Consider the following 24,731-nt stretch of genomic DNA (forward strand, 5'->3'; position numbering starts at 1 on the left):
ATGAGCATCGACCCCAAGGCCCTCCGCAACGCCTTCGGCCATTTCCCGACCGGCGTCTGCGTCGTCGGCGCGCGTGCGCCGGATGGCGAGCGGCTTGGCGTCACGGTCAATTCCTTCACCTCGGTCTCGCTCGATCCGCCGCTGCTGCTCGTCTGCCTCGCGCGGAAGCTGCGCAGCCATGACGCGCTGGTCGCGGCCCGCGGCTTCGCCATCACCGTGCTGCATGGCGAGCAGGCTGCGCTCTCGGCCCGCTTCGCGAGCCCCGGCGCCGACAAATGGCAGGACATGCCGGCGCGCGAAGGTTCGGCGGGCGGGCTGATCCTGGAGCCGCACCTCGCCTGGTTCGATTGCGAGATGCACGGCTGCATGCCGGGCGGCGACCACACCATCATGCTCGGCCGGGTGCTGGACCACGGTACCGCCGCGGCGGGGCACCCGCTGCTCTATTATCGCGGCGGCTATGCCGCGCTCGCCGGCGCCGCGTGACGGCACACGGTTTGCTTCACCCTCCATGACGCATTTCGGATGAGCGGAGATTGGCCATGACGGCACATTGGGGAAGGCGCGGCCTGCTGGGCGGGGCAGGGGCTTCGCTGCTCGGCCTGTTGGCGCGCGCGCAGAGTTTTCCGGACCGCACCTTGCGGCTTGTCGTCCCCTTCACGCCCGGCGGCACCGTGGACCTGGTCGGGCGCCTCGTCGCCACGCGCGTGAGCCAGACGATCGGTCAGCCGATGGTGGTGGACAATCGCGGCGGCGCCTCGGGCGAGATCGGCTCGGTCTTCGTCGCGCGCGCGGCACCGGACGGGTACACGACGCTGGTGGGCTCGACGACGACGATCAGCATCTCGCCGCAGGTGAATCCGCAGCTCACCTACAATCCCGAGCGCGATTTCCGGCCTCTTGCCTGGGTGGGCTATGTGCCGCAGGTCCTCTGCGTGCGGCCGGACCTTCCCGCGCGGAACCTGCAGGAGCTGATCGCGCTCATGAAGGCGAACCGGGCGCCCCTCTCCTTCGGCAGCGGGGGGCCTGGCGGCCCGCACTACATGGCGGGCGAGCGCCTGCGCTGTTCCGCGGGCGCGGAGATCAACCAGGTGCCCTATCGCGGGGGCGGCGCCGTGCATGCCGACCTCGTGGCCGGTCACATCGACTGCGCGTTCATCGAGCTGTCGGTCGCCTCGCCCTACATGCGCGAGGGGCGGCTGCGCGCGGTGGCCATCGCGGCGCGGGAGCGCCATGCCGATTTCCCCGAGCTCCAAACGGTGATCGAGCAAGGCATTCCCGATTTCGAGATCACTTCCTGGTTCGGCATCTACGCGCCCATCGCCACGCCCGACGCCATCGCGAAGAAGCTCTCGGACGAGATCCTGGCCGCGCTTCAGGATGGCGAGGTCCGAGCGCGACTGACCACCGCCGGGGCGACCGTGGTGGCCGGCGATCCCGCGAGGCTCGCCGAGCACATGGTGCGCGAGCGGGCCAAATGGGGTGAATTGCTCAACCTGCACTGTTAGGACCCTCACGTGAGCTGCAAGCTGCTGATCACGGGCGGCCAGGAGGCGGTCTTCGCGCCCGCCTTCGCCGCCCGCCCCGCCTCGGTCTGCCTCGATCTGGAGGACACCGTGCCGGATGAGCTGAAGGACGCGACCCGCGCGCTGGCGCCGGGCTTCATCGCCGGTGCGCGCGCCGCGGGCTGCAGCCCGGCACTGCGCCTCAGCCCCCTCGGCACGCTGGATGGCCTGCGCGATGTGCTGTTTCTCCAGGAACTGCCGGAACTGCCGGATTCCGTGGTGCTGACCAAGCTCGGCTCACGCGCCGAGCTGAAGCTCTACGAAGAGCTTTTGCAGGGCCGGTGCGCCGGGATCCGCCTCACCGCCATCATCGAATCCGCCGAAGGGTTGAATGCGGTGGAGGAGATCGCGACCAGCTCTGCAAGGCTCGACGCGCTCTCCTTCGGCGGCAAGGATTTCTCGAAGCAGATGCGGATGAAGCGCGAGTGGGAGCCGCTGTTCCACGCGCGCATGCGCGTCGCCCATGCGGCGGCCATGGCGGGCATCGGCATTTATGATGAGCCCTACCACCCGCGCGACGATCTGGAAGGGCTGCACGCCCATTGCCTGCGGGTGAAGGCGATGGGCTTTACCGGCAAGTCGGCGACCGACCCTCGGCACGTACCCGTGATCGACGCCGCCTTCGCCGAAGCCTAGCGGCTCCGCACGGGGAGCTTCGTCGGCACCGTGGCGCGGGCGTTGTCGGCCAGGTAGCGCTGCAGCGAGATCGCCCGGCCACTGCATTCGATCAGCCGCTCGATCATGCTGGAGAGGCTGCGGAATTCCTCGGCGGAGATCCCATCGAATTGCACGTCGTTCACCTGGCGCTGTGTCGGCGCCAGCGTGGCCAGCAGGTCGCGTCCCTGGCGTGTCACGGTCAGGCACAGGCGGCGGCGGTCCGTCGGGTCTGTCCGCTTCGCGATGAGGCCCTTGGTCAGCAGGCGGTTGGTGACGGTGGTCACGAAGGCGCCGCTGAGATGCAGGTGCTCGGCCACGTCCCGCACGCTCACATCGGCATCGGTCGAGAGATGGGCGATGGAGATGAGCACCGTGTATTCGATGCCGGCCAGGCCGATGAAGGCGCCATGGCCTTCACGGATCGCTTCGTGCCGGGCCAGGAACCCGAAGAGGTTGTGAACCAGCCGCCGGAAATCGCGGTCGGACCCGTTGGCGAGCAGGGCGGGGGAGCTCACGGTCAACTCGAATCCCTCGCCCAGCCCCGGCTTCACCTTGGGCTCTGCCTTGGGTTTCCTCACGGCGGTCGGCTTCTTCACAATGCGATCCTGCTTCGGTTCGTCCGTTGTCGATAGGAGGGTGGACGAGGCGGCGTCAACAATCCCCGCGTCATCGGAGCGGGCCCGAGATTGCATGGCCTCTGGCCGAGTCGGGAACGGAAAAGAGGAAATGTCGCTCATCTTCAAGGCATTAATAGCTTAGAGAAAGAGCTTTGCGCGGTCAGCCTCGCAACATGGGGGAGACCACGGCGGCCGGCTCGGGCGGCCGCTATTGCGGCTCAGACCGGGGCGAGCCGGCGGCTGGCGCGCGTCGCGCCGATGCCGAGCCCGATGAAGAGAACCAGCACGGCCAGCTGCGCGATGGCAAAGGGCGGCTCGGATTGAGTCGGCGCCAGGACGTGCAGGGCGGGCACCTTCGCGAAGGCCTGGGCTACCAGCACGAAGACCAGGAAATAGAGGCTCGCGACCATCCCTGCCGCGTCCACCTTCCGCCAGCCGCCACGCAGGCCGAACAGGTAGCGGGCCACCAGGACCACCGCGAGGACCACGAGCGCGATCGCGCCCACGATGTGCGAGGGCAGGAGGCCGTTGAAGGGAAAGAAATAGCCCGTCACGCTCGTCAGAATGGCGGTGAGGAGGAACAGCCCGGTCCAGAACGGCGAGGGCCCGCTGCGCAGCAGTTCATAGACCACCACGACGCCGGCGCCGATCGCGATGAAGCTGATGGCGGTGTGGATGGTCACGAGATCGAAGGCCATGAGCGGTCTCCCGTCGCGAGGCGCCGCGAATCGCGGCGCTACGAAGGCTCCAGCTTTTGGCGCCCGAAGGCTACCAAAATCTCAGACCCGGGCCGCCCCGAGGATCACGCCGTCCAGCCCTTGCAGCAGCACGGCCACATGCTCGCCGGCGGGCTTCGGCTCCTCCGCGCGAAGCGCCGCGCCGGACCAGGCGCCGATGCGCTCGATGCTGCGGACCACATTCACGTCCACCAGCCGGCGGCCGGCATTCTCGCCGCGCTGGACCTGGGTCTCGTGCCGCGCGTCGTAGCCGATGAGCCAGAGCGTCCCGAGGCCTTCGCCGGCCCCGGCCTGCGCGACGACCCGCCCCTGATGCAACGCGGCGCTGAGCGCCACGCGGGGCACCTCGACCGCCGAGAGCGCCGCCAGGACGGCCTCCCGGTCGGATCCCACGACGTCCCTCCGCCCCTGCACGACAAGCTGCGGGGTATAGAGCTGTCCGCGCCCGTAGGCGCCGCTCAGGGTCGCGGCATAGCGGCGCTGGCGGTCCGTCGCTTCGGGCAGGGAGAACGGATCCCGCCATCCCGCCCGGTCCCAGTAGGTGACGTGGAAGGCCAGGGCCAGCACGTCCGGGCGCGCCGCGATCTCGCCCAGCAGCGCATCCGCGGGCGGGCAGGAGGAGCAGGATTGAGACGTGAACAGCTCCGCCACCACCAGCGGTGTCGCGGCGAGGGCGGGTGCGACGAGCAATGTCGGGGCTGCGAGAAATGTCCGGCGGCGCATGCTGGGGAGCTCCCGTTCTGATCCAGCCCTCATTTCGTCCGGGCTCGGGGAATGGTTAGCCGGCGGCCCTCCGCGCGGGCATGCCACGCGCCAGGCCGCCATGGAGGTCGAGCATCCGGTCCATCCAGGCCTGGACCGGGTCGTCGGCCTCCAGAAGCACGAGCGGGCTTACCACACGCGGCCACATGAAGCTGCCGAAGATGATGTAATCCGCGTAATCCGGCGCGGCGCCGGCGATGAAGGCCTGCTCGCGCAGCACGGCGCGCAAGGGCTGCAGCAGGTGCCGGAATTCGGGCAGGCGCTCCTCGCGCCCAGCGGTGACCTGGGCGAGGGGCATGCCGAAGCGCTTTTCGCGGCTCTCGATGAAGTAGGGCTTCTCGCTCTCCCGCAGCAGGTCGGTGATGTCGGAGACGACCAGGCTCGCCAGGGCAGGCATCAGCACGCGGTCAGCCCAGGAGGCGATGAAGCGCAGGCTCCCGGGTTCGCGGCCGGGAAAGAGCGCGGGCCGGTCGGGATAGGTGGCTTCCAGATATTCCGCGATGGCGTAGCTGTCGGAGATCGTGCGCTCGCCATCCTGCAGCACCGGCACGGTGCGGGAGCCCGCGAAGGCGATGGCCTCGTTCTGGGTGAAGCGCCAGGGAACCGTCTCGGCCTCCAGCCCCTTATGCGCCAGCGCCATGCGGATGCGCCAGCAATAGGGGCTGAAGCGGATATCCGGATCCGCGCCGCAAAGTTCGAAGAGCCTGCGTTGAGCCATGCGTGTTCCTCGCCTTCATCTGGCTGGATCATGGCCCCTGCGCGCGAGCTTGCAAGCAGGCGCCGCGCGCCGCGTGGTTTTTCGCGTGCCAATGGCCAGCTGAGGCATTGCCGCCGCGCCGAGCCTGTTCCACCGTTCCAGCCTTCGCGACGGAGAGGCTGGCATGGCGATCGCACGGCGGACGGCACTGGGACTCTTTGCGGCACCCGCGCTGGCATCGGCGCAAACATGGCCCGCGCGGCCCATCCGCCTGATCGTGCCGTTTCCACCGGGCGGCGGCGTCGATCTCACGGCGCGCCTCCTGGCGGAGCCGCTGGGGCGCAACATCGGCCAATCCGTCGTGGTGGAGAACCGCGGCGGCGCGGGCGGCGTGATCGGTGTGGAGGCACTCTCGCACGCGGCGCCGGATGGCTACACGCTGTCGCTGACCGGTGCGGGCACGCTCACCGTCGGGCCGCATCTGCGCCAGCTTCCGTATGATCCTCTGGCGCTCGCCAACATCACGCGGTTGGTGCGGATGCCCTTCATCCTCGCCGTGCGGACGGACCTGCCGGCGCGCACGCTGCCGGAATTCATCGCCCTCGCGCGGCAGGGCAGGCTTCGCTATGCGAGCGGCGGCGCGGGCACGAGCCAGCACCTGACCGGCGAACTCTTCAACCAGATGGCGGGCGTGCGGATCGAGCACGTGCCGTATCGGGGCACGGGGCCGGCGCTGAACGACCTCGCGGCCAAGGTGGTGGATGCCTATTACGGCGATCCCGCGACGCTCACGCTCATCAATGGCGGGCAGGCGCGCGCCATGGCGGTGACGTCGCCCGCGCGCTGGCCGCTGCTGCCCGACACGCCCGCGGTGGCCGAGGCGGTGCCGGGTTACGTCTCCGAGAACTGGTACGGGCTCGTCGCGCCCGCCGGCACGCCGGAGGCGATCCAGGACCGCATCCACGCCGAGGTAATGCGGGTGCTGAACGACCCGGCCACCAAGCGCCGCTTCGACGAGGCGGGCCTCCACCCCGCGCCCATGCCACGGGCGGAGTACGTGGCCTTCCTCCGCGCCGATACCGAAGTCTGGGGGCGCGTCGTGCGCGCCGGCAACATCAGGATCAACGACTGAGATGCAGCACCGCCTGGCCGTCGACATCGGCGGCACCTTCACCGACCTCGTGCTCGAGACGCCGGGCCGGAGCTTCTCCCACAAGCTGCTGACCACGCCCGACGCGCCGGAGCGCGCGGTGATCGAGGGCACGCGCGTCCTGCTCGGCTCCGCGGGCGTGGAGCCCGCGTCGGTGGCCCTCGTCCTGCATGGCACGACGCTGGCGACCAATGCGCTGATCGAGCGCAAGGGCGCGAAGACGGCGCTGATCACGACCGAGGGCTTCCGCGACAGCGTCGAGATCGCTTACGAGCATCGCTTCGCGCAATACGACCTGACGATGGAGCGTCCCGCACCGCTGACGCCGCGCGCGCTGCGCTACACCGTGCCCGAGCGCATCGCGGCCGATGGCGGCGTGCTGCTGGAGCTGGACGAGGCCGCGCTGCGCGCCGTCTGCGCGCAGGCGAGGGCCGATGGCGTCACCGCCATCGCCGTCTGCTTCCTGCATTCCTTCACCAACGACGCGCATGAGCGCCGCGCAGGCGAGATCATCCAGCAGGAGCTGCCGGACGTCTCCCTCTCTCTCTCCTGCGAGGTCTGCCCCGAGGTGCGCGAGTACGACCGCGCCAGCACCACCATCGCCAATGCCTATGTGCGCCCGCTGATGGACGGCTACCTGGCCGGGATCGAGGAGGGGCTGCGTGGCCTCGGCGTCGGCGCGCCCGTGCTGATGATGATGTCCTCCGGCGGGCTCTGCACGGTGGAGGCCGCGCGGCGCTTCCCGGTGCGGCTGGTGGAGAGCGGGCCGGCGGGCGGCGCGATCCTGGCGCGCCACGTCGCCGCGCAGAACGCGCTCGACCGCGTGCTGGCCTTCGACATGGGCGGCACCACGGCGAAGCTCACGCTCATCGACCACGGCAAGTTCCACATGGCGCGCAGCTTCGAGGTGGCGCGCGCCTATCGCTTCGTGCAGGGCAGCGGCCTGCCCATCCGCATCCCCGTGATCGAGCTGGTGGAGATCGGTGCCGGCGGCGGCTCCATCGCGCGGCGCGATACCATGGGCCGCATCCAGATCGGTCCCGACAGCGCGGGCAGCAAGCCGGGTCCGGCCTGCTACGGCCTCGGCGGGACGATGCCGACGGTGACGGATGCGGACCTGTTGCTCGGCCGCCTCGACCCGAACCTCTTCGCGGGCGGCACGATGAAGCTCGATCCCGGGGCGTCGGCACAGGCCTTCGCCGCGATGGGCGACAACGCGCCGCTCGGCGTGGCGGAGATCGTGGACGAGACCATGGCCAGCGCGGCCCGCGTCCATGCCGTGGAGAATGGTGAGGATACGGCCGGCCGCACCATGATCGCCTTCGGCGGCGCCGCGCCGCTCCATGCCGCGCGCCTCGCGCAGAAGCTCGGCATCCGGCGCGTGCTCGTGCCGCGCGGCGCGGGCGTGGGCTCGGCGCACGGGTTCCTGCAGGCGCCCATCGGCTTCGAGGTCGTCCGCACGCGCTACACCCGGCTCGACGCGCTGGACGCCTCCGCGCTGGAAGCCATGTTCGCCGAGATGCGCGCGGAGGCCGAGGAGGTCGTCCTGCAGGCCGCGCCGCGCGAAGGGCTGGCCGAGACGCGCACCGCCTTCATGCGCTATCGCGGACAGGGGCACGAGATCGCGGTGCCCATAACCGGGCCCATCGGCGGGCAGGCGCTGCACGACGCCTTCGTCGCCGCCTACCGCGGGGTCTTCGGCCGCGCCATTCCGGGCCTGCAGCCGGAGGTGATGACCTGGGCGCTCTCCCTCTCGCGCCCCGTGGCGGAACCCGCCGTGCTCGTGGAACTGCCCGCAGCCGAACCGCCGGCGCACGAGCACGAACGCGACCTGACCGACCCCGCCACCGGCCGAACCGACGCCGCCGCCATCCATGTGCGCGATGCCCTGCCGCCCGGCGCCACGCTGCGCGGCCCCGCGCTCATCATCGAGGATGAGACCACGACCGTCGTGCCCGCCGGATGGTCCGCCCGCATCAATGCCGCCGAGCAGATCCTGCTGGAGATCCTGCCATGAGCCAGAACGACGACATCCGCTACCAGGTGATGTGGAACCGCCTGCTCTCGGTCGTCGAGGAGCAGGCGCGCACGCTGGTGCGGACCGCCTTCTCCACCTCGGCGCGCGAGGCGGGCGACATCTCGGCGGGCGTCTTCGACGTGGAGGGCCGCATGCTGGCCCAGGCCGTGACCGGCACGCCCGGCCACATCAACTCCATGGCGCGCAGCGTGCGCCATTTCCTGGACAAGATCCCGGCCTCCGAGATGAAGGAGGGCGACCACTACTTCACCAACGACCCGTGGCTCGGCACCGGTCATCTCTACGACATCGTCGTGACCTCGCCCGCCTTTCACAAGGGCAGGATGGTCGGCCTCTTCTCCTGCACGGTGCATGTCGTGGATATCGGCGGCATCGGCCTCGCGCCGGACGGGCGCCAGGTGTTCCACGAAGGCATCCGCATCCCCATCATGCCGCTGGCGCGCGAGGACGAGGTGGATCGCTGGATCGTGGACCTCGTTCGCGCCAATGTCCGCGAGCCGGTGCAGGTGGAGGGCGACATCTACGCGCTCATGGCCTGCAACGAGACCGGCGAGCGCCGCCTCTCCGCCATGCTGGAGGAGAACGGCCTCGACGACCTGGATCTCCTGGGCGAGCACATCATCTCGCGCTCGCGCGAGGCGATGCTGAAGGAGATCGCGGCCCTGCCCAAGGGCACGTGGAAGAGCCACATGCGGATCGACGGCATGGAGGCGCCGATCGACCTGCACGCGGCGCTGACCATCGCCGAGGACCATATCGCGGTGGATTACGCGGGCACCTCGGCCCAGAGCCATTTCGGCATCAACTGCCCGCTCTGCTACACGGATGCCTACACGGCCTTCGGCGTTCGCTGCATCGTCGGCCCCGACATCCCGAACAATGCCGGCTCGCTCGACATCATCAAGGTGACGGCGCCGGCGGGCAGTATCGCCAACGCGCTCTTCCCCGCGGCGGTGAATGCGCGCAGCACCATCGGGCACATGATGCCCGACGTGGTCTTCGGCGCGCTGGACCAGGCGCTGCCCGGCCGCGTGCCGGCGGAGGGGACCTCGAACCTCTGGAACCTCAAGCTCGGGGCTGGGCAGGGGCTGACGGGCGACACCAAGCGCCCCTTCATGGTGACGATGTTCCATTCCGGTGGCGCGGGCGCACGGCCCTCCCAGGACGGGCTCTCCGCCACGCCCTACCCCTCGGGCGTGAAGAACGTGCCGGTGGAGGTGACGGAGACCGTCGCGCCGCTGGTCGTCTGGCGGAAGGACCTGCGCGACGGGTCTGGCGGGGCGGGGAAGTATCGCGGCGGGGACGGGCAGATCATGGAGGTCTCCCACCGCCACGGCGAGGCCTTCGGCATCTTCGCGACCTTCGAGCGCGTGAAGTATCCCGCGCGCGGCCGGCACGGCGGCGCGAACGGCGCCCATGGCGTGGTGCGCCTGGCCTCGGGCGAGACGCTCAAGGCCAAGGGCTTCCAGGTCATCCCGGCGGGCGACCGGCTGATCGTGGAAATGCCCGGCGGGGGCGGGATGGGCGTGAAGGACTGATTCGCCGGGAGGAGGTGCTGGATCAGCATCGCCAGGCCGATCCGATCAGGAGGGCGGTCCAGACAAATTTATCAACATGTGAATAGCTGTTTGAATATTTGCGCTCTCCCGCCCAACGCATTGCTTAGATGTGCGATCCGCGCTTTGCGCCGGCCCCCGGCGCGCCTATCTCCCGCCCTTGAGTATGCGCGCTGAGGCCGATGTGGGCTCGCGCCCCGTCAGGATTTCATCATGCCCTTCCCCTCGCTCGCCGCGCCCATCGCGGCTGCCCTTGCCGAACGCGGCTATGCCGAGCCCACCGCCGTCCAGGCCGCGGTGCTGGAGGCCGAGACCGCCGGCCGCGACCTTCTCGTCTCAGCCCAGACCGGTTCCGGCAAGACCGTCGCCTATGGCCTCGCCATCTCCGCCGACCTGCTCGGCGAGGCGGAGCGCCTCCCCCATGCCGGCCTGCCGCTCGCCCTCGTCGTGGCGCCGACGCGCGAGCTCGCGCTGCAGGTGCAGGCCGAGCTCGACTGGCTCTATCGCAACGCCGGCGGCCGTGTCGTCTCCTGCGTCGGCGGCATGGACCCGCTGGCCGAGCGCCGGCGCCTCGCCCATGGCGCGCATATCGTGGTCGGCACGCCCGGCCGCCTGCGCGACCATATCGAGCGCGGCAACCTTCAGACCTCCGCCATGCGCGCCGTCGTGCTCGACGAGGCCGACGAGATGCTGGACCTCGGCTTCCGCGAGGATCTCGAGGCCATCCTCGACGCGCTGCCGGCCGAGCGCCGCACGCTGCTCTTCTCCGCCACCGTGCCGAGGCCCATCGCCCAGCTCGCCAAGAGCTACCAGCGCGACGCGCTCCGCATCGAGGCGGCGGGCGAGGGCAAGCAGCACAGCGACATCGAGTACCGGGCGCTCGCCGTGGCCCCGGGCGAGATCGAGCGCGCCGTGGTGAACACGCTGCGCTACCTCGACCCGCGCACCGCCATCGTCTTCTGCGCCACGCGCGCGGCGGTGGCCCGCCTGCACGGCAACCTGGTGGAGCGCGGCTTCTCGGCCGTGGCGCTCTCGGGCGAGCTGTCGCAGGCCGAGCGCAGCCGCGCCATGCAGGGCCTGCGCGACGGCCGCGCCCGCATCTGCGTCGCGACCGACGTGGCCGCCCGCGGCATCGACCTGCCGGATCTCGCGCTCGTCATCCATGCCGAGCTGCCGCACGACCCCGAGACGCTGCTCCATCGTTCCGGCCGCACGGGGCGGGCGGGCAAGAAGGGCGTCAGCGCCCTGATCGTCCCGCACAACCGCCGCCGCATCGCCGAGCGGCTGCTGATGGGCGCCAAGCTCAAGGCCGAATGGACGCCCGCGCCCTCGGCCGAGCAGATCCACGCCAAGGACGGCGAGCGCATCCTGGAATCCGCGACCGCCATGCTGGAGGAGATGCCCGAGGACGCGGACCTCGCCCTCGGCCAGCGCCTGCTGGAGGGCCGCAACCCCGAGCTCCTGGCGGCTGCCCTGGTGAAGCAGCTGCGTGCCCCGTTGCCCGCGCCCGAGGAGCTGGCCGAAGGCCGCCCGGCGCCGGCTCCGCGCCCCGAGCGCGGCCCCGATGCCGTTGGCGAGGGCGTGTGGTTCCGCATGAATGTGGGCCGCAACGGCCAGGCCGACCCGCGCTGGATCCTGCCCTTCCTCTGCCGCCGCGGCCATGTGACGCGCGACGTGATCGGCCGCATCCGCATCATGGACCGCGAAACGCGCTTCGAGGTCGCGCCCCATGCGGCGCAGCGATTCGCCCATGCCGCCTCGCGCCCCGGCGAGGATGACGCGCATATCGTGATCGAATCGTCGGTGCCGATGGGTCCGGCCCCGCGCGCGCCGCACCGGCCCGATACCAAAGGCAAGCCGCGCTCGCCCTATCACGCCGCGCGGGCCAAGGGGCAGCGTAGCCAGCGCCACTAAAAAAATCGCGGGGCACCGAGCGATTCGGTGCCCCGCGACGATATCGATCGGAGCCTGGGGCGCGGCGAGGCGCCCCGGCGATCAGCCGCGCGCGCGCGGAACGGGCGCGGGGGCCGGCGGCGGCGAGGCCGGGGCCATCACCGGCGTCGGCGGCGGCGGCGGATCCTGGGCGCAGCCCGCGAGGAAGGCGACGGGAAGCACGAAGGCGACCATCGCCGCCATGCGGGCGAGTTTGCGGCTAGCCACCATCTTCGAAACGGCGAACATCTGCTTCTCCTTGCGTCAGTGGTACATAGACAACGCCAGATTGTAGGGGCAATTCTTGGCGCGAAGTCAAACACCTAATTGGAGCGGTCGACAAAAATCGATCATGAGGCATCAAGTATGCATGCTGCATCGCAAGGCCGGAGCTGGTCGTTAAATGCTAACGATTCTCACTTCGACTGAACTGACCCGTCGTCAGACCCTGCTGCGTAGTGCTGCGACGCTTGCCGCCGCCTGCGGCGTGAGTGCCTGCGCCGGGCAGCCCGAGACGATTCCGGTGCTGGTGGACCGCGGGGGCAACGAACTTCAACAGCGGATCGCGGGCGGCGCCGAACTGGCCATCGGTGGCGAGGCGCTGAACACGGAGAGGCTGCGGCGCTTCTATGCCCGGCACGATTTCGAAATGATCTGGCCCAGCCGCGAGGAGCAGGCGACCTCGCTCATCGCCTCCGTGACGCGCGCGCGGGATCACGGGCTGGATCCTGCCCTCTTCCACGCGGACCTGTTGCGGCGCCGGACGACATTGGCCCCGCTCGATCGCGATCTGCTGATGTCCGACGCGTTCCTTTCCTATGCCGATGCCCTGGCGCACGGCGCCGTGCTCACCGATCGCCGCAGGGACAACGAGACGCTCGCGCCGGAACCGGTGGATGTCGTGGCCCGGCTGGACCAGGCGATCGGCAGCCCCGATCCGGGGGCGGCGATCGAGGCCCTGGCGCCCGCGACCACGGCCTATCGCGTGCTGCGTCAGTCGCTGCCCCGCTACAGGGCGGGCGCGGCGGCCGGCAACCGCGTCGCGCAGGCCCGCCTGCGCGCCATCGAGGTCAATCTCGAGAGGCTGCGGTGGCTGCCGCGGCCGCTTCCGGCGGATTTCGCCTGGGTCAACGTCGCCGATCAGCGCCTGGTCCTGTATCGGACCTATCGGCCGGTCTTCTCGACGCGCGTCGTCGTCGGCGACGATGCCGAGCGGAACCAGAGCCCGGAATTCCGCGCGGTGATCGAGGCGAGCTTCGTCAACCCACCCTGGGTGATTCCGCGCGACATCGTGGATGCGGAGATCCTGCCGAGGCTCAGCCGGGACCCGGACTACCTGACGCGAAACAACATGGTCCTGCACGTGAATGGCGAGATCGAGCAGGCGGCGGGTCCCGAGGCGGGGCTTGGCTTCATCATGTTCGACATGCCGAACCGCTTCGACGTCTACCTGCACGACACGCCGAACCGGCGCGTCTTCGCCCGCGACAACCGACGCATCAGCCACGGCTGCATCCGGGTGGAGAATCCCCGCGAATTCGCCGCCATGCTGATGCAGGAACCGATCGAGACGATCGATCAGTGGATCGCGACGGGCAGCACCACGCGCAACACCCTTCCCATTCCGGTGCCGGTCTTCGTGACCTACCAGACCGCCTTCGTGGACACGGAGGGCGCCGTGCAGTTCCGCCCGGATTTCTACAACCGCGATTCCGCCATCTGGCAGCTTCTGCAGCGCCGTCCCCAACCGGCTCCGGCTCCGGCTCCGACGCAGGTGGACAATCGCCCGGTATCGCCGGGGCCTGCGTAGCCCGCAAAAGAAAACACGCGGACCGTTTCCGGTCCGCGTGTTGGGCCCCCGGGCAAGTTTGGGGGGAAACCCGGAGGCCCGGCCGTCCCAGGGGCCGTGAGAGAGGCGGGGGATGGCCCCGGGGACGGGTCGTCGCGTCAGCCCTGGCCGGGCATCTGCACCGCGATGTAGGCGCTCTGCCCCTCGCGGACGATGCGCAGCGCCAAGGCGGAACCCGGCTGGCGGCCCGCGTCGCGGATCGCGCTGACGGCCTGGTTGACGTCGGCCACCTCGCGGTTGCCCACGCCCACGATCACGTCGCCCTCGCGCAGGCCGGCCTCGGCGGCCGGGCTGTCCGGCCGGATGGAGGCGATGACGGCACCGCCGCGCACGCTCTCCGGCAGGTTCAGCTGCTGGCGCACCTGGTCGTTCAGGGGCGCGAGGCCCACGCCGACCGCGCCGCCGCGCGAAGCCTCGCGCTGCTCCCGGCCCGGCTTGCCGCGCGCGCCGTCATTGTCGCGCAGCTCGGCCACCGTCACGCTCAGGTTCCGCGCCTGGCCCTCGCGCTGCACCGTCAGCTGCACCGTGCTGCCGGGGCGCGAGGCCGCGATCAGCCGGGCCAGGTCACGCGGGTTGGCGACATTCTCGTCGCCCACCTTCGTCACCACGTCGCCGGAGCGCAGGCCGGCGCGGGCCGCCGGGCTGTCCGGCTGCACCTCGCCCACCAGGGCGCCCTCGGGGCGGGGCAGCTGCATGGCGCGGGCCAGCGTCGGCGTCAGGTTCTGCGTGGTGGCGCCGAGGAAGCCGCGCTCCACATGGCCGTTCGCCTGGATCTGCGAGACCACCTGCCGGACCATGTTCGACGGGATGGCGAAGCCGATGCCGACCGACCCGCCGCTGGGCGAGAAGATCGCCGTATTCACGCCGATGACCGAGCCGTCCAGCCCGAAGAGCGGGCCGCCCGAATTGCCGCTGTTGATCGAGGCATCGATCTGCAGGAAGTCGTCATAGGGGCCCTGGCCGATGTTGCGGCCGCGCGCCGAGACGACGCCCGTGGTGACCGTGCCGCCCAGGCCGAAGGGGTTGCCCACGGCCACGACCCAGTCGCCGACGCGGGCGCGGTTGCTGTCGCCCAGCTCCAGGAAGGGCAGGGCCTGGCCGGCATCGACCTTCAGCAGCGCGATGTCCGTCCGCTCGTCGCGGCCGACCACGCGGGCGTTCAGCTCGCGGCCGTCCTCCAGCGTCACCTTCACGGAGCCCGCGTCGCGGACGACGTGGTTGTTGGTCACCACATGGCCCTCGGCATCGATGATGAAGCCCGAGCCCAGCGCGCGGCCACGGGGCTGCTGCTGCTGCTGCTGGCCGCGGTCACCGAAGAAGCGGCGGAACATCTGGTCCTGCTCGCTGCCCTCGGGGAAGGGCGAGCGGCCGGAGGCCTGGGCCACGCGCTCGGTCGCCGTGATGGTCACGACGGCGGGGCGCACGCGGTCCACGAGGTCGGCGAAGCCGGGCAGGGCCACGGCCTGGCGGGAGACCGCCGGCGGATTGATCGGGGCCGCGCTCTGCGCGCCGGCCGAACCCTCCCAGAAGGCCAGGCTGCCGAGGGCGGTGCCGGCCATGAGCACGGCGGCGAAGCCGGCGCGGCGGCGGCGGGTGGAGGGGGAAGTCGTCATGAAGCGTCTCCGTCTCATCAATTCGATGGGCGGAGCTTCCCCCTTGGACGCTGGAGGGGACCGGGAACGACCATGACAAGTTTGTCAGAGTCCGGGGAGGCTAGGCGGCGCCGAGCTCCAGCCTGGCCTTCAGGCCCAGCCCGCCGCTGCCGTCCAGGAGCACCAGCCGCCCCCCATGCGCCTTGGCCGCCGCCGCGACCAGCGCGAGGCCCAGGCCGGTGCCGGGGGTGGAGCGGCTGCGGTCCAGCCGGTGGAAGCGGCGGGTGGCGGCCTCGCGCTCCCCGGCGGGGATGCCGGGGCCGTCATCCTCCACCTCGATCGCGGGGCCGGGCAGAAGCCTGAGCGCGATGCGGGTGCCCCCGTGGCTCACCGCGTTCTCGATGAGGTTCACCACCGCCTGGCGCAGCAGGGCCGCGTCACCTTCCATCCGGATTCCGGGCGCAATCGCCATGTCGAAGCCCTTGCCCGCCTCCTCGGCCACGGGGGCGTAGATCTCGGCGCAGCTTTCCACCAGCGCGGAGAGGTCGAGCTCCGCGAAGCCCTGGCGCAGCACGCCGCTCTCGGCCCGCGCGATGCGCAGGAGGGCGGAGAAGCTGGCCAGCACCGCATCCAGCTCGGCCATCGCGCGTTCCAGCGTCTCGGCATCGGCGGCCGGGTCGCGCGGCCGGGCCAGCGCGCCCTCCAGCAATTGCCGCAGGCGCGACAGCGGCGAGCGCAGGTCGTGCGCGATGTCGTCCGTTACCTGCCGCTGCGCCACCATCAGCGCCTCGATGCGGCCGAGCAGGACGTTGAAGGTCTCGGTGAGGCGGTCGAACTCGTCGTCGCGACCGCTGAGCGGCAGGCGGCGGGTGAGGTCTCCCTCCATCACGTCGCGCGCGGCGTCCGAGGCCTGCGCGAGCCGCCGCTCCATGCGCGCCGCGCCGATGAGGCCCACCACCAGCGCCAGCAGCGCCGCCGCGCCGCCCGCCATGGGGGGCGTCCAGGCCAGGGCCATGGCGGCCTCGTCCACCGGGGTCAGGTCGGCCGCCACCAACAGCGTGGCGCCGCCGGGCAGGGTGCCGCCCAGCACGCGCAGCGCCGGGCGCTCACCCGTGCCGGGCAGGTTGGCGAAGCCGCGCAGCGGCGGCGGCGGCTGCGGCAGGCGTCCCGCGATCAGCCGGCCGTCCGGCGACAGCAGCGCCACGAAGAGCGGCCCGCGGCGCCGCGAATAGGCCTCCACCTCCGCCGCCAGGCCGCGCAGGCCGAAATCCTGGAACTCGCGCAGGAAACCCTCGGCCTCGGCCGCGATGGCGAGGTCGAGCTGCTGGCGCAGCGCCCCCTCCGCCCGCCACCAGCCCCAGTAGGAGCCGAGCAGCGAGAGCACGAGCATCACCGCCGCCGAAGCGGTCGCGACGCGGACCGCGAAGCTCGAGAGCGACCTCACACCTGCACCGGCTCGGGCGCCTCCAGCGCGTAGCCTGCGCCGCGCACCGTGCGGATCATCGGCGCCTCTCCCGGCAGGTCGAGCTTTCGGCGAAGGCGGCTCACATGCACGTCCACCACGTTGGTCGTGGGGTCGAAGGAGAAGTCCCACACCTTCTCCAGCAGCATGGTGCGCGTGATCACCTGGCCGGGATGGCGCATCAGGAATTCCAGCAGCCGCCATTCCGTGGGCAGCAGGTCCAGCTTGCGCGTGCCGCGCGTGGCGACCCGCTGCAGCAGGTCCATCCTCAGCTCGCCCAGGCTCAGCGTGGATTGCTCGGCCGGCGGGCCGGCGGGGCGGCGGGCCAGCGCGCGGATGCGCGCGCGCAGCTCGGCGAAGGCGAAGGGCTTGGCGAGGTAGTCGTCCGCCCCGGCCTCCAGCCCCTCCACCTTCTTCTCCACCTCGCCCAGCGCCGTCAGCATCAGCACGGGGGTCGTGATCTCCGCGAGGCGCAGCGCGCGCGTGATGGCGAGGCCGTCCGGCCCCGGCAGCATGCGGTCGGTCACGATGACGTCGAAGGGCTCGTTCATGGCGAGGAACATGCCGTCCCGGCCATTGGCGGCGTGGTCCACCACATGCCCCTCCTCGCGAAGGCCCTTGATGATGTAGCCCGCGGTGGTCTCGTCGTCCTCGATCAGGAGGATGCGCATGCCTTGCCCTTGTCCGTCATGGGCAGGCTGCCACGGATCGGGGGGCCAAGACAGGGTGGCGCGGCCCGCCTATCCTCCCACCGAACACGGAGGAAACACCATGACGGCACCGCTCGACGCGGCCCATCTGCCCGAGGGCGTCAGCGCCCGCATCGTCCGCAATGTGAACGGGCTCGACATGCACGTGCTGGAGGCGGGCGAGCCCGGCCGGCCGCTCCTGCTGCTGCTGCACGGCTTTCCGGAGCTCGCCTTTTCCTGGCGCCACATCATCCGCCCGCTGGCGGATGCCGGCTATCGCGTCGCGGCGCCGGACCAGCGCGGCTATGGCCGCACCACCGGATGGTCCGCGGATTATGACGGCGATCTCCGCAGCTTCGGCCCGCTGAGCTACGTGCGCGACGCGCTCGCGCTGGTGGCGGCGCTCGGATACGACGAGGCCGCGGCCGTCATCGGCCATGATTTCGGATCGCCTGTCGCCGGAAATTGCGCCGTCTCGCGGCCCGACGTGTTCCGCAAGGTCGCGATGATGAGCGCGCCCTGGCCCGGCCCGCGCCCCTATCCGAAGGGCGAGCAGGCGGAGGGCGTCACGGGCCTTGCCTCCGGCGGGATGAACGAGGCGCTGGGCCGTCTCGACCCGCCGCGCCAGCATTACCAATGGTACTACTCGACGCGCGGCGCCAACGAGAACATGTGGCGCGCGAAGCAGGGCCTCGCGAACTTCATCCGCGCCTACTACCACCACAAGAGCGCCGACTGGGCCGCGAACAAGCCCTATCGCCTCGCGGGCTGGGAGGCGTCCGAGCTCGCGAAGATGCCGACCTACTACATCATGCCCGCCGACCGCGGCATGGCGGAGACGGTGGCGCCCGAGATGCCGGGCCCCGCCGAGGTCGCGGCCAACCGCTGGCTCTCCGAGGCCGCGCTCGCCGTCTATGCCGAGGAGTATGGCCGCACCGGCTTCCAGGGCGGGCTGCAATCCTATCGCGTCACCACGACCGGCCTCGCGGAGGAGGAGATGCGCCTTTTCGCGGGCCGACGCATCGAGGTGCCCGCCTGCTTCATCGCCGGCGCATCTGACTGGGGCATCCACCAGAAGCCCGGTGCGCTGGAAGCGATGGAGCAGCGGGCCTGCGCGGATTTCCGCGGCATCCACCTCATCCCGGGTGCGGGCCATTGGGTGCAGCAGGAGCAGCCCGCGGAGGTGGTGCGGCTTCTGCTGGAGTTCCTGCGCGGCAGAGATTGAATCTTCATGCCGATACATACTTAAGGTGCAGGGCGGGACGACCTACCCTCCCGCGGGACGCGAGGGGGATCGGCATGGGGCGGCTGTCGGTCAGGTGTGAGGCGGCCCTGGCCGCATGGTCCTGCTGTTGTCGAGGCGCACGCCCCCGCCGAGCTGCGCGGCCCGGATTCCGAAGATGGGAATCCCGGCGGCTCGAACCTGCCGCGGCGCCGCTTCGGCCCGGATGGGCTGAACGGGCGCAAGCTTCCCAGTCGCGGAAACCCGCAAGACATTGCAGGCGTTTGTTGACTCGCGCGAATCCACCAAACCGGCAAAGGTACTGAGGGCGAGCCGAAAGAGGAGGTTTTTGGCGAGTGCAGCGCGAGATCGCCAACATCATGGCCGCCTGCCACATGGCCGGGATGCGCTACGTTTCGTTCCCGCCGGTGGATTTCGATGCGGTGCCCGCGCCGGTCGCCCCGGTCGCGGCCGAGGAGACCCTGCCCCCGGACCCGGCCGCCGAATTGGCGGCCGAGGAGACCGGACGAATCAATGCGCCTGAGCGCCAATTGCCCGTCTCGCTGCACGCCGATCCGCCGCTGCCGCAAATCGCGCCCGAGCCGCCTCCGCCCCCGCCGGCGCCGAGCATGCCCGCCGCGGCGCGGGCGCCTGCCGTGCCGCCGCTGCCACCCGCGCTGCCCGAGCCTTCCGCGGCACCCGTGGCCGCGCGCTCAGGCTCCGGCCACCCCGGCCTGCGCCGCCTCTCCGAACTCGCGCAGGAGCCGAGGGAGGCGCCGCGCGGCGGCCAGAGCTACGCCCTCCTGGACGAGATCCGGCGCGAGTTGCGCCCCCGCCGCGCGCGCACCGGCCGCGCCCCCTTCCGCGAAAGCGACCCGAGTTGAGAATGCCATGCCGCTGATCGCCTTCGCCTCGCCCAAGGGGGGCGTGGGCAAGACCACCGTCACCGCCCATATGGCCGCGCTCTTCGCGCGGCGCGGGCGCCGCGTGATCGCGATCGACCTCGACCCGCAGAACGCGCTGCGCCTGCATCTGGGCGTGCCGATGCGCGAGGAGGGGGGCTTCGTCACCAGCCTGCGCGAGGGGCGGCCCTGGCGCGAGTGCCTGCTGCCGACGCGCTTTGGCGTGGAGATGCTGCCCTTCGGAGCGGCCGACCCGCTGCGCGTCATGGAACTGTCGCACGAATTGCTGACCCAGCCCGCCCGCATCGCCGATCCCGTGCGCGAGATGTTGGCCGAGCCGGACACCATCGTGGTGGTGGACAGCCCGCCGGGGCCGAGCGGGCCGCTTGCCGCGCTGACGCCGCTGGTGGACCTGATGGTCCTGGTGCTGCTCGCCGATGGCGGGAGCGCCGCCATCATCCCGCACGTCGCGGGCAACCGCTTCCTGGGCCGCGGCACGCTGGCCTCCCGCATGGCGGATCGCGCGGTGGTCGTGCTGAACCAGCTCGACGAGGCCGAGCCGCTTTCGGATGCCGTGTGGAACATGGCGCAGCAGGCGCTGGGCAAGCGCCTCGTCGGCGCCGTCTGCCGCGACCAGGCGATCGCCGAGGCGTTGGCCGACAAGCGCCTCCTGCTGGAGGAGGACGCCGGCGCGGCGGAGGACCTGCAGGTCCTGGCCGACACGCTGCTGCGCCTGCTGCCCGAGCCCCGGCAGGACAAGCCGCGCGGCGGGCGCAATTTCTCCGCGCTGAACGACTGGGGGGGCTGATGCGGGTCGAGCGTTTCACCGTCCGGCAGACCTTCCCGGGCGAGGCCACGCCATGGCGCAAGGCGCAGCGCGCGGCTTCCGTGCTGCTGGGCCTGCTCTTCGCGGTCTTTTTCATCACGACGCCCCTGCAGGGCGAGGACCAGGCCTGGCTGACGCTGGGCGGCGTCGCGATGTTCCTCATCATCAACCGCAACCCGTCGCGGCTGGCGGGCATCGCGCTGGCCGCGATCTCCATCATGGTGACGAGCCGCTACCTCTTCTGGCGGGCCACCGAGACGCTGGGCTTCGAGACCGCGCTGCAGACCATCCTCGGCCTCGGCCTCTTCGCGGCGGAGCTCTTCGCCGGGCTCCTGATGGCGCTTTCCTACGTTCAGACCGTCTATCCGCTGAACCGCAAGCCGGTGCCGCTGCCCGCCGACCCCGAGGAATGGCCGACGGTGGACGTCTACGTCCCGTCCTACAACGAGAGCCTCGACCTCGTGCGCCCGACGGTGCTGGCCGCGATGAACATGGACTACCCGCGCGAGAAGCTGAGCGTCTGGATCCTGGATGACGGCCGCCGCCCGGAATTCCGCGAGTTCGCCGAGCAGGCGGGCTGCGGCTACATCATCCGGCCCGACAACAAGGGTGCCAAGGCGGGCAACCTCAACCACGCGCTGCAGCACACGACCGGCCAGTACATCGCCATCTTCGACTGCGACCATGCGCCCACCCGCGCCTTCCTGCAGATGACCCTCGGCTGGCTGGAACGCGACAAGCGGATCGGCATGGTGCAGACGCCGCACTACTTCTATTCGCCCGATCCCTTCGAGCGGAACCTCGTGCGCCAGCACCAGGTGCCGAACGAGGGCCTTCTCTTCTACGGCGTGATCCAGCCGGGCAACGACCTGTGGAACGCCGCCTTCTTCTGCGGCTCCTGCGCCGTGCTCCGGCGGGAGGCGCTGGAAGAGGTGGGCGGCGTGCCGCACACCACCGTCACCGAGGATTGCCACTGCTCGCTCAAGATGCAGCAGCGCGGCTGGCACACGGCCTATATCCGCATCCCGCTCGCCGCCGGCCTGGCGACGGAGCGGCTGGCGCTGCATATCGGCCAGCGGCTGCGCTGGGCGCGCGGCATGCTGCAGATCATGCGCGTCGAGAACACGCCGCTCGCCGAGAATCTGAGCTGGCCGCAGCGCTTCTGCTACTTCATCGCGGGGTTCGGCTTCCTTTTCGCCCTGCCGCGCATCGTCTTCCTGACCTCGCCGCTCGCCTTCCTCTTCTTCGGCGTCAGCGTGATCGCGGCCTCGCCCCTGGCCATCGCGGCCTATGCCGGGTCGCATATCATCCATGCCATCGCGACGACCGCGCGGCTGAACGGGCCGCACCGCCATTCCTTCTGGTCGGAGATCTACGAGGCCTCGCTCGCCGTGCCGCTCACGCCCGTCACCGTGCTGACGCTGCTCGACCCCAGCAAGGGCAAGTTCAACGTGACCGACAAGGGCGGCATCCTGGAATCGGGCTATCTCGATTTCCGCGCGGTGCTGCCGAACCTCATCATGCTCGGGCTCATGACGATCGGCGTCGTCATCGGCATCTGGGGCATCAGCGTGCACGAATGGGGCACGATCGAGTCCAACGCCTATTTGCTGAACACGGTCTGGGCGGCGCAGTGCCTGATCTCGCTCTCCGCCTCCGTCGCCGTGGGTCGCGAGCGGGAGCAGTCCCGCACCCGCGCCCGCGTTGAGGCCGACCTTCCCGCCTATGTCGTCCTGCCCAATGGCGACCGGCTGGAGGCGCACAGCGCGAACCTCTCGCTGTCGGGCGCGCGCATGGTGCTGGCCGGCGCCGTCGGCGTGGCCGAGGGCGACCACGTGACCGTCGCCTTCGAGACGGGCGATGAGGTCCTCACCCTCAAGGCGGAGGTGATCCGCTGGGAAGGGCAGGAGGCCTATCTGCAATTCGTCATCGAGAAGATCGCCGACGAGGCCGCGATTGTCCGCGCCTTCTTCGGCCGGCCGGATGCCTGGCTGCACTGGGACCATTTTCCAAAGGACCGCCCCCTGCGCTCGCTTGCCAACGTCCTCGCCTGCACGCGGGATGCCGTCTTCCGCAAGTACCGCTTCGGCCTGCTGCGGCCCGCCGCGCGGCCCATCGCGGCCGCGCCCGCCGCCCAGGCGCCGCGCGTCTCCGACGTGGTGGCGCCGCGCCGTCTTCCTGCCGCCCGCGTCAAGGAGGTGGCGGCGCTGCTGCTGGCCGCAGGGCTCGCCTTCGCCGCGCCCGCCGCTGCCCAGACGCCCGCCGCGCCGGCGATGTCCCCGCCCGCCGCCGCGCCGACGGCCGACGCCTTGCCCCCGGGCGCGCGCATCGTCACGCGCAACCTCCGTGAGCTCGGCATCACGGGGCCCATGCAGCTCCGCGGCATCTCGGACCTTCAGGGCGTCGTGTTCGGCCTGCGCGCCGATGAGGTGGTGACGCAGGCGCGCATCAACATCTCGGGCGCATCCTCGCCCGCGCTGATTCCGAACCTCAGCCAGATCGCGATCACGCTGAACGATCAGCCGGTGGGCACCATCCCCATGGATCCGGCGCGGCAGAGCTTCGGACCGCTCGAATTCCCCCTGGACCCGCTCTATTTCAGCGAGATCAACCGGCTGAACTTCCGCTTCAGCGGGCGCTACGCCGTCGAGTGCAACGACCCGCTCTCGGGCCTGCTCTGGGCCACCATCACGGATCTCTCGACGGTGGAGCTGCGGATCGAGCGGCTGCCGCCGCAGCGCGACCTAGCCCGGCTCCCGGAGCCGATCTTCGACCGCCGCGTGCTGCGGACCGCGGCGACGATCCCGGCGGTGCTGCCCGAGGCGCTGGGGCCGCAGGGGCTGCGCGCGGCGGCCATCGTCGCCTCATGGTTCGCCGTGCAGGCGGATTATCGCGGCGCGACCTTCCCGGTCTCGCGCGCCGTGCCCGAGCAGGGTGACGCGATCGTGATCGCGGCCGGCGTGGACGCGGTGCCCGGCCTCGCCCTGCCGCGCATCGATGGCCCGACGCTCAGCCTCGTCGCCAATCCGTCCGATCCCTTCGGCACGCTGCTGGTCATCGCCGGCCGGAGCGAGGCCGAGGCGGTGACGGCCGCCCAGGCGCTGGTCGCGGGGCGCGGCACGCTCTCGGGCGAAACCGCGCGCGTCGTGCCGCCCACGCTGGCGGCGCGCGAGCCTTATGACGCGCCGCGCTGGATCCGCACGGATCGCCCGGTCCAGATCGGCAGCCTGATCCCGCGCGAGGAGCTGACCTCGGAGGGGTATTCGCCCGGCGCCATCCGCGTGCCGCTGCGCACCGCGCCGGACATCCTGACCTGGCGCCATCGGGGATTCCCGGTGAGCCTGCGCTACCGCTCGCCGCCGGGGCCGGTCGTGGATGTCTCGACCTCGCGGCTCGATGTCTCGGTGTCCGATGTCTATCTGCGGAGCTTCCGCCTGGCGGATCCCGAATATTTCCCGCTGTTGTCCTCGGCGGCGGAATGGGTCTGGGATCGCATCGGCTTGCAGACCGGCTTCCGCAGCGGCCGCGCCATCATCCCATCCTACCTCGTGCAGGGGCGTGACGAGCTGCAGCTGCGCTTCGACATGCGGCCGATGGCACGCGGCGAATGCGTGGCCGTCCCGGCCGAGCTGCGCGCGACCATCGACCCGGACAGCACCGTGGACCTCCGGCGCGCGCACCGCTACGCGCGGCTGCCCAATCTCGGCTACTTCGCTTCCTCCGGCTTTCCCTTCACCCGGCTCGCGGATCTCTCCAACACCGCCTTCGTCCTCCCCGAGCGCCCGAGCACGGTGGAGCTGACCTCCTTCCTCGACCTCGTGGGCCAGATGGCCGCCATCGTGGGCCTGCCCGCGACGGGCGTGCAGGTGGCGTCACCGGGCGCGGTGCCGACGGTGGCGGGCAAGGATCTGATCGTCATGGGCGCGCTTGGCCGCAACCCGGCGTTGCCCGGGCTGGTGCGGGAGAGCCCGGTGAAGCTGGAGGGTAACCGCGTCACCCTCGCTTTGCCGGACATGCTCCAGGACGTGCGCGGCCTCTTCGTGTCGGTGCCGGCCGCATCGGAGGTCACGCGCGCCAGCGCCTATCTCGCGGACCATACCGGCGAGGGCTTCGCGGCGCTGCTCGGCGCGCAGAGCCCGCTCGATTCGTCGCGCTCCATCGTCGCGTTCACGGGCGCCACGCCCGTGGCTGTGCAGCGGCTGGTGGCATCGCTGCGCGATCCCGAGCTCGCGCCCCGCATCCAGGGCGACGTCGCGATCTTGTCGGAAGGGAGGATGTCGGGCTTCCGCGTGGGAACGACCTATGGCGTCGGGCGGCTGCCGCTCTGGCTGGCACCGCAGGTCTGGCTGGATGCGCGGCCGGAGCGGCTTCTCATCCTGCTCGGCGCCGCGGGCTTCCTGATCGGCGCGCCGATCTTCTGGATCCTGCGACGCCGCGCGCTTTCGCGGTTGCGCGCCCGCATGCGGACGTGAGATTCT

The 24,731-nt window shown here is 70.9% G+C and carries 20 protein-coding genes; 12 read left to right on the forward strand and 8 right to left on the reverse strand.

Annotated elements, in window-relative coordinates:
- From WJM96_RS15970 to WJM96_RS15980, 3 genes are read left to right on the forward strand one after another with little or no spacing between them, the layout of a single operon-like run.
- Window positions 1-486, forward strand: a complete 486-nt coding sequence (locus WJM96_RS15970) for a flavin reductase family protein (RefSeq protein WP_424813511.1) — start codon at window positions 1-3, stop codon at window positions 484-486.
- Between the two features lie 56 nt (window positions 487-542).
- Window positions 543-1,508, forward strand: a complete 966-nt coding sequence (locus tag WJM96_RS15975) for a Bug family tripartite tricarboxylate transporter substrate binding protein (RefSeq protein WP_424813512.1) — start codon at window positions 543-545, stop codon at window positions 1,506-1,508.
- 9 nt (window positions 1,509-1,517) lie between these two features.
- The gene (locus WJM96_RS15980; protein ID WP_424813513.1) at window positions 1,518-2,201 is read left to right on the forward strand and encodes an HpcH/HpaI aldolase/citrate lyase family protein; all 684 of its coding nucleotides are present in this window, start codon (window positions 1,518-1,520) and stop codon (window positions 2,199-2,201) included.
- Here WJM96_RS15980 and WJM96_RS15985 read toward each other — a convergent pair.
- The 4 genes from WJM96_RS15985 to WJM96_RS16000 form a co-directional block, all read right to left on the reverse strand.
- Window positions 2,198-2,818 (reverse strand): MarR family winged helix-turn-helix transcriptional regulator, encoded by a 621-nt coding sequence (locus WJM96_RS15985; protein ID WP_424813514.1) that lies wholly within the window; start codon window positions 2,816-2,818, stop codon window positions 2,198-2,200. The two genes, WJM96_RS15980 and WJM96_RS15985, sit on opposite strands and share 4 nt — an antisense overlap.
- A gap of 239 nt (window positions 2,819-3,057) precedes the next feature.
- Window positions 3,058-3,537 (reverse strand): hypothetical protein, encoded by a 480-nt coding sequence (locus WJM96_RS15990; RefSeq protein WP_424813515.1) that lies wholly within the window; start codon window positions 3,535-3,537, stop codon window positions 3,058-3,060.
- Between the two features lie 81 nt (window positions 3,538-3,618).
- Entirely contained in the window at window positions 3,619-4,299 is a 681-nt protein-coding gene (locus WJM96_RS15995) for a DUF1223 domain-containing protein (RefSeq protein ID WP_424813516.1), read from the reverse strand.
- Between the two features lie 55 nt (window positions 4,300-4,354).
- Window positions 4,355-5,056: a glutathione S-transferase family protein gene (locus tag WJM96_RS16000; RefSeq protein ID WP_424813517.1), complete on the reverse strand. Its 702-nt coding sequence runs from the start codon at window positions 5,054-5,056 to the stop codon at window positions 4,355-4,357.
- Window positions 5,057-5,219: 163 nt separating this feature from the next.
- On the opposite strand from WJM96_RS16000, the gene WJM96_RS16005 reads away from it, so the two are divergent.
- From WJM96_RS16005 to WJM96_RS16020, 4 genes are all read left to right on the forward strand, one after another.
- Window positions 5,220-6,167 carry a Bug family tripartite tricarboxylate transporter substrate binding protein gene (locus WJM96_RS16005; protein ID WP_424813518.1) on the forward strand — a complete coding sequence of 316 codons (948 nt, stop codon included), beginning with the start codon at window positions 5,220-5,222 and terminating at the stop codon, window positions 6,165-6,167.
- Between the two features lies 1 nt (window position 6,168).
- On the forward strand, window positions 6,169-8,202 hold the full coding sequence (locus WJM96_RS16010; protein ID WP_424813519.1) for a hydantoinase/oxoprolinase family protein: 2,034 nt from the start codon (window positions 6,169-6,171) through the stop codon (window positions 8,200-8,202).
- Window positions 8,199-9,761, forward strand: coding sequence for a hydantoinase B/oxoprolinase family protein (locus WJM96_RS16015; RefSeq protein ID WP_424813520.1), 1,563 nt, complete (start codon window positions 8,199-8,201; stop codon window positions 9,759-9,761). The genes WJM96_RS16010 and WJM96_RS16015 overlap by 4 nt, the downstream gene beginning before the upstream one ends.
- Window positions 9,762-9,992: 231 nt before the next feature.
- Window positions 9,993-11,693: a DEAD/DEAH box helicase gene (locus tag WJM96_RS16020; RefSeq protein WP_424813521.1), complete on the forward strand. Its 1,701-nt coding sequence runs from the start codon at window positions 9,993-9,995 to the stop codon at window positions 11,691-11,693.
- An 81-nt stretch (window positions 11,694-11,774) separates the two neighbouring features.
- Here WJM96_RS16020 and WJM96_RS16025 read toward each other — a convergent pair whose 3' ends face one another.
- Window positions 11,775-11,960 carry a hypothetical protein gene (locus WJM96_RS16025; protein WP_424813522.1) on the reverse strand — a complete coding sequence of 62 codons (186 nt, stop codon included), beginning with the start codon at window positions 11,958-11,960 and terminating at the stop codon, window positions 11,775-11,777.
- A 238-nt stretch (window positions 11,961-12,198) separates the two neighbouring features.
- Between WJM96_RS16025 and WJM96_RS16030 the strand changes: the two genes are divergently transcribed.
- Window positions 12,199-13,521 carry a L,D-transpeptidase family protein gene (locus tag WJM96_RS16030; protein WP_424813523.1) on the forward strand — a complete coding sequence of 441 codons (1,323 nt, stop codon included), beginning with the start codon at window positions 12,199-12,201 and terminating at the stop codon, window positions 13,519-13,521.
- Window positions 13,522-13,658: 137 nt separating this feature from the next.
- On the opposite strand, the gene WJM96_RS16035 is transcribed toward WJM96_RS16030, so the two are convergent.
- The 3 genes from WJM96_RS16035 to WJM96_RS16045 form a co-directional block, all read right to left on the reverse strand.
- The gene (locus WJM96_RS16035) at window positions 13,659-15,173 is read right to left on the reverse strand and encodes a DegQ family serine endoprotease (RefSeq protein ID WP_424813524.1); all 1,515 of its coding nucleotides are present in this window, start codon (window positions 15,171-15,173) and stop codon (window positions 13,659-13,661) included.
- Window positions 15,174-15,273: 100 nt separating this feature from the next.
- Window positions 15,274-16,596, reverse strand: coding sequence for a sensor histidine kinase (locus WJM96_RS16040; RefSeq protein WP_424813525.1), 1,323 nt, complete (start codon window positions 16,594-16,596; stop codon window positions 15,274-15,276).
- Window positions 16,593-17,285 (reverse strand): winged helix-turn-helix domain-containing protein, encoded by a 693-nt coding sequence (locus WJM96_RS16045; RefSeq protein ID WP_424813526.1) that lies wholly within the window; start codon window positions 17,283-17,285, stop codon window positions 16,593-16,595. Before WJM96_RS16045 ends, WJM96_RS16040 begins: the two co-directional genes overlap by 4 nt.
- A 100-nt stretch (window positions 17,286-17,385) precedes the next feature.
- Here WJM96_RS16045 and WJM96_RS16050 point away from each other — a divergent pair, with 100 nt between their 5' ends.
- From WJM96_RS16050 to bcsA, 4 genes are all read left to right on the forward strand, one after another.
- The gene (locus WJM96_RS16050) at window positions 17,386-18,528 is read left to right on the forward strand and encodes an alpha/beta fold hydrolase (protein WP_424813527.1); all 1,143 of its coding nucleotides are present in this window, start codon (window positions 17,386-17,388) and stop codon (window positions 18,526-18,528) included.
- 353 nt (window positions 18,529-18,881) lie between these two features.
- Window positions 18,882-19,409, forward strand: a complete 528-nt coding sequence (locus tag WJM96_RS16055) for a hypothetical protein (protein ID WP_424813528.1) — start codon at window positions 18,882-18,884, stop codon at window positions 19,407-19,409.
- Window positions 19,410-19,416: 7 nt separating this feature from the next.
- Window positions 19,417-20,235, forward strand: coding sequence for a cellulose synthase operon protein YhjQ/BcsQ (locus WJM96_RS16060; protein ID WP_424813529.1), 819 nt, complete (start codon window positions 19,417-19,419; stop codon window positions 20,233-20,235).
- Window positions 20,235-24,725, forward strand: a complete 4,491-nt coding sequence (bcsA, locus tag WJM96_RS16065) for a UDP-forming cellulose synthase catalytic subunit (protein WP_424813530.1) — start codon at window positions 20,235-20,237, stop codon at window positions 24,723-24,725. The genes WJM96_RS16060 and bcsA overlap by 1 nt, the downstream gene beginning before the upstream one ends.
- Window positions 24,726-24,731: the final 6 nt, after the last annotated feature.

The sequence above is a fragment of the Roseococcus sp. YIM B11640 genome, assembly GCF_049727625.1.
Lineage (GTDB): Bacteria > Pseudomonadota > Alphaproteobacteria > Acetobacterales > Acetobacteraceae > Roseococcus.